The organism is Methylobacterium sp. B1, from assembly GCF_000333255.1.
Taxonomy (GTDB): domain Bacteria; phylum Pseudomonadota; class Alphaproteobacteria; order Rhizobiales; family Beijerinckiaceae; genus Methylobacterium; species Methylobacterium fujisawaense.
In genome coordinates, this window is the sequence record NZ_BACT01000951.1 from 1 (window position 1) to 4,655 (window position 4,655).

The window sequence follows — 4,655 nt, forward strand, 5'->3', positions numbered from 1 at the left end:
TTTCGCCGTCGCGGCGGCCAACGCCGGGCCGGCGCCTGTGCCGGACCGCATCAGCAGGGCCGAGCCGCCTCGGGTCGCGCGTCGTCCGCCGCCCGATCCGGTCCCGCTGCCTGCGCCATCCCCTGCGCCATCCCCTGCACCGCCCCCGGCGGTCCTCCCGCAGACCGCGGCGGCCTCACCGGTTCCGAGCCCGCCGGCCGCTCCGGCCCCGCCGCGGTCTCAGGCGCCGATGCAGGAGGGCATTCAGACGGCGGGACAGAACCTGCGAGACTGTGACACCTGCCCCGAACTCGTCATCCTGCGGGCGGGGACTTTCGACATGGGCGCCGGCGCGCAGCCGTTCGACCGGCCCATCCACCGGGTAACGATCCCGCGCCCGTTCGCGATCGCACGTCGGGAGACGACCATCAACGAGTGGCGCAGCTGCGTCGAGGCAGGGGCCTGTAAGTACCGGCCGAATACCGCGGACGACCAGGCCGGCACGCAACCGATCACGAATGTGAGCTGGTTCGACGCGCAGGAATATGTCGCCTGGCTCAGCGCGCTGACGCGGCGAACCTACCGCCTGCCGAGCGAGGCGGAGTGGGAATACGCCGCGCATGGCGGGACCAGCACCGCCTTCGCCTGGGGACCCCAGGTCGGCGACAGCAAGGCCAATTGCCGCGATTGCAGCCGGACGGCCAGCCGGGAATTGGCGAGCGTCGCGAGCTTCGCGCCCAACGGTTTCGGCCTGTTCGACATGGCGGGCAACGCTGCCGAGTGGGTCGAGGATTGCTGGAACGATTCCTACCGTGGCGCCCCGCAAGACGGAACGGCCTGGCTCACCGGGGCGTGCGGCCAACGGGTGCTTCGGGGCGGTTCCTTCGACAGTTCTGCCAGCTACGTGAAGCCCTCGGCGCGCTTCCGGTACGATGCCGACGTCCGTTACTATGCCAACGGGTTCCGGGTGGTGCGCGCTCTGCCGTGACCGGCAGCGAGCGGCTCGCCCGTCCGGGTTCGGCCCGGTCCGTCGTCGGATCACGCGCAGGACGGCTCCTGCGCCATGCGGGTGAGCGCCTCTTCATCGAGGAGAACGACGCAGCCCCGGCGCAGATCGATGTAGCCGGCGCGGCGCCAGACCTGCAATTGGCGGTTCACGCTCTCGCGCGTGCCGCCCACGAACGCGCCGAGCTGCTCCTGCGAGATCTGGATCTCGTTGCCGAAATCCTCGGCCAGCACCGTCAGCCGGCGGGCGAGCCGGGCTCCCAGAGACAGCGTCGCCAGTTCGTTCATCTGACCGGCGATGTACCGGATCCGGCTGCAGAGCAGGCCGATCAACCGGATGGCCACGTCGGGCTCGCGCTTCAGGTAGGCGAGAAGATCGGAACGCCGCAGGACGAAGACCTCGCTCGCCACGGCAGCCACCGCATCGGCCGTGCGCTCGTGGCCGTCGAGGAGCGCGATCTCACCGAACAGGTCGCCGGCCCCCAGGCTGTTCAGAACGATGCGTCGCCCGGCCTCGGTCCCAGTCTCGATTCGGATTTCCCCGCGCCGGATGCCGTAGAGCGTGTCGCCGGGGTCGCCTACTTGGAAGAGCAATTCGCCGGCCCGCATCATGCGCGTCGTCGCCATCTCGGCAAGACAGTCGATCACCTCCGGGCCGAGGTCCGCGAACAGCGGATTGACGCGCAGAAGCGAACCGAAATTGGAGACTTTCGACATCACCTCACCTCGAGAACATGAGAGCATCAGGTTCTCACGCGAACGCAGGTGATCGTGCAACGGCTTGATTTCAGTTGCCCAATGTTCCCTGTTCGACCATGCTGTTTATAGAGCATTCGATGGCGATTTGCGCCACCTATTGTGGGGACGAGCCGTCCCTACCGGCCGGGCATTGTGGAGTCTGCCGATGCGGACGGAGGGCGCACTCTCGTCGGCGCCGAGCTTGACTTGGCGAGGCAGCCTGTTCCGCAAATACGTCCTGACGCTCGTGAGTCTCGTCGCCCTGGTCCTGACAATCAACGCGGCCGTCGAGACGTGGTTTTTGTATCGGGAAACGGTCGAGCGCGTCGCCCGCAGCCAAGCCACCTTCGCGGCCAGCGCGACCGCGGCCGTCGAGGACACGCTGGCGGAGATCGAGCGACAGGTGGGCTGGGTGACCCGGGCGAGCGCCCAGAGCCTCGCCCAGCACCGCGAGGACTACGCTGCGCTCCTCGACCAGACGCCGATCGTCCTGACGCTCGCCTTCTTCGATGGCGAAGGCCGCGAGCGTGTCCGAGCCCGCCGGCTGGACAGCACCGATCCCCTGGGATCGTCTGATCTGGGGCCGGTCCCGCCGCACAAGGGATTTCAGAATCTCCAAGTCGTCGGGGGCGAGATCTACGCGAACCTCCTCCTGCCGCATCCGGGCGCGGGGACGGGCGCCACACTCGCGCGCGTCCGGCTGACCGCCCTGACCGGGAGCCTCCCGTCCTCGACCGCTGGCGTCGGAAGCTACGCCGACCTCGTAACCCCGGACGGGATCAGCATCGCCCGCTCCGACAGGAGCCCGCACGCAACGGGTGATCGCCTGACCTTGCCGACACCCGGTTCGGTGACCTACGCCTCCGATGCCGCGGGACAGCCGGTGGTGGCCACGCAATATTCGCTCGCCGCGCTGCCCGCCTCGCTCATCGTCGCGCAGCCTTTGAGCGAGGCGCTCGCTCCGGTTCGCGACCTGCTCATCCGTCTTGTCTGGCTTCTTGCGTTCGGCCTTGTCGTGGCGATTTGCGCCAGTCTCCTGTTGGCCCGCCGCATGCTGGTGCCGATCCGCGCGCTGCACGCCGGGGCCGAGCACTTCGCGGCCAACCGGTTCGAGCATCGCATCGCCGTCCGTACAGGCGACGAGTTCGAGGCCCTGGCAACGCGCTTCAACACCATGGCCGACGCACTCTCGACATCGTATGCGCGGCTTGAGAGCGAGATTCAGAGGCAGACTCGGGATCTCGCCCGCTCGGTCAGCGAGCTTCGGGCCCTCGAGGAAACCGGGCGCGCCATCGTCGCCTCACTGCAGGTCGATGACGTCGTGCGGGCGATCGCCGCGCGAGCAGCGATCCTTGCGGGTTCGGACGCAAGCGCCGTCTACTTGGTCGAGCCGCCGGGCGAGACGTTCCGCCGCGCGGGCGACTATGGTCTTCCGCCCAGCGCGGTCAGCGACATACTCCCGGCCAACGCCCTTGCGAGAGCCGGCGACGCCGCGGCTGAAGTGATCCCGGTCCACGACCTGACCACGATCAGCGGGCTTCTCACGGGCGTCGCGGAGGGGTTTCAGGCCGCCACGCTCATCATTCTCGGCGACAGCGACGGCCGACTCGGCTTCCTCCTCCTGCTTTCAAGAGACGCCGCCGCGCCCCTGGGCAGTTCCGAGCATGTCCTGCACACCTTCGCGCATCAGGCTGCCCTCGCGATCCGCAACGCGCGTCTCTTCCAAGAGGTCGACGAGAAAGGCCGACAGCTCGCCGCCGCCGATCTCCACAAGACGCAGTTCTTCGCCAACATGAGCCACGAGCTTCGCACCCCGCTGAATGCCGTGCTGGGCTATTCGGAGCTTCTGGCCGACGGGCTGTACGGTCCGCTCAGCGAGAAGGCCAGCCAGGCGCTGGAGCGGATCCAGATCAACGGCCGCCACCTGCTGAGCCTGATCAACGACGTTCTCGACTTCACCAAGATCGAGGCCGGCCTGCTCACGCTCGATGTCCAAGATTACGCGCTGGGCGCGTTGATCGAATCCGTCACGGTGGCGGCCTCCTCGCTAGCCCAGGCCAAGGGCCTCGCCCTGACGGTCGACGTCCCGCAGACACTGCCGGTCGGACAGGGCGATGAGCGGCGGCTCACACAAGTGCTCATGAATCTCGTGGGCAACGCCATCAAGTTCACGCAGACCGGCTCCGTGAAGGTGGCTGCCCGCGTCGTCGACTACACCTTCGTCATAACGGTGTCCGATACCGGTCCCGGGATCGCACCCGCGGATCAGGCACGAATCTTCGACGAATTCCAGCAGGTCGACAGCTCGAGCACGCGCCAGCAGGGTGGCACGGGACTGGGCCTGTCGATCACCCGCCAGCTCGTTCTCCTCCACGGCGGCCGGATCGAAGTGCGGTCGGAGCTGGGTCAGGGTGCCGTGTTCCAAGTGACCCTTCCGATCCGGACATCCGTCGAGAGAAGGAAGGCTTCATGAAGCGAATACTGATCGTCGAGGACACGGAGGACAATCGTCGCATCCTGCGCGACCTTCTCTCGGCCGCGGGCTATGGCATCGTCGAGGCTCCGGATGGGCGGCGAGGGGTCGAAGTGGCACAGGCCGAGCTGCCCGACCTCATCCTGATGGATATCCAGCTTCCGGTGATGGATGGATACGAAGCCGCGCGACGCCTGAAGGCGGATCCCGCAACGCGGCACATCCCGGTCGTTGCCGTGACCTCCTACGCGCTCTCGGGCGACGAAGACCGGGCCCTCGCCGCNGGCTGCGACGGCTACGTCGCCAAGCCGTTCAGCCCCACGCAGGTCCTGAGCCTCGTTCGCCAGATGCTCGTCGACGTCTTGAGGCGAGCGGAAGCCGTGCCGGCGCATATCCTCGTCGTCGACGACAGTCCCGAGAACCTGGAGATCCTGCGCGTCCGCCTGGAGGCTCAGGGCTA

Annotated in this window: 4 protein-coding genes; 3 read left to right on the plus strand and 1 reads right to left on the minus strand. The window is 67.7% G+C overall.

Features of this window, described 5'->3' with window-relative positions:
• The first annotated feature begins 229 nt into the window (after window positions 1-229).
• Window positions 230-967: a formylglycine-generating enzyme family protein gene (locus I53_RS26715; RefSeq protein WP_083936169.1), complete on the plus strand. Its 738-nt coding sequence runs from the start codon at window positions 230-232 to the stop codon at window positions 965-967.
• Window positions 968-1,017: 50 nt separating this feature from the next.
• Here the strand turns inward: I53_RS26715 and I53_RS26720 are convergent, their stop codons facing one another.
• Complete coding sequence (locus I53_RS26720) at window positions 1,018-1,701, minus strand: Crp/Fnr family transcriptional regulator (RefSeq protein ID WP_043356599.1); 684 nt, start codon at window positions 1,699-1,701, stop codon at window positions 1,018-1,020.
• A gap of 187 nt (window positions 1,702-1,888) precedes the next feature.
• Here I53_RS26720 and I53_RS26725 point away from each other — a divergent pair, with 187 nt between their 5' ends.
• Together I53_RS26725 and I53_RS26730 are read left to right on the plus strand one after the other, a co-directional pair.
• Window positions 1,889-4,195: an ATP-binding protein gene (locus tag I53_RS26725; RefSeq protein ID WP_043356602.1), complete on the plus strand. Its 2,307-nt coding sequence runs from the start codon at window positions 1,889-1,891 to the stop codon at window positions 4,193-4,195.
• Window positions 4,192-4,655 (plus strand): response regulator (locus I53_RS26730; RefSeq protein WP_306307453.1); only part of this gene is annotated, 464 nt, incomplete at its 3' end. The genes I53_RS26725 and I53_RS26730, both read left to right, overlap by 4 nt.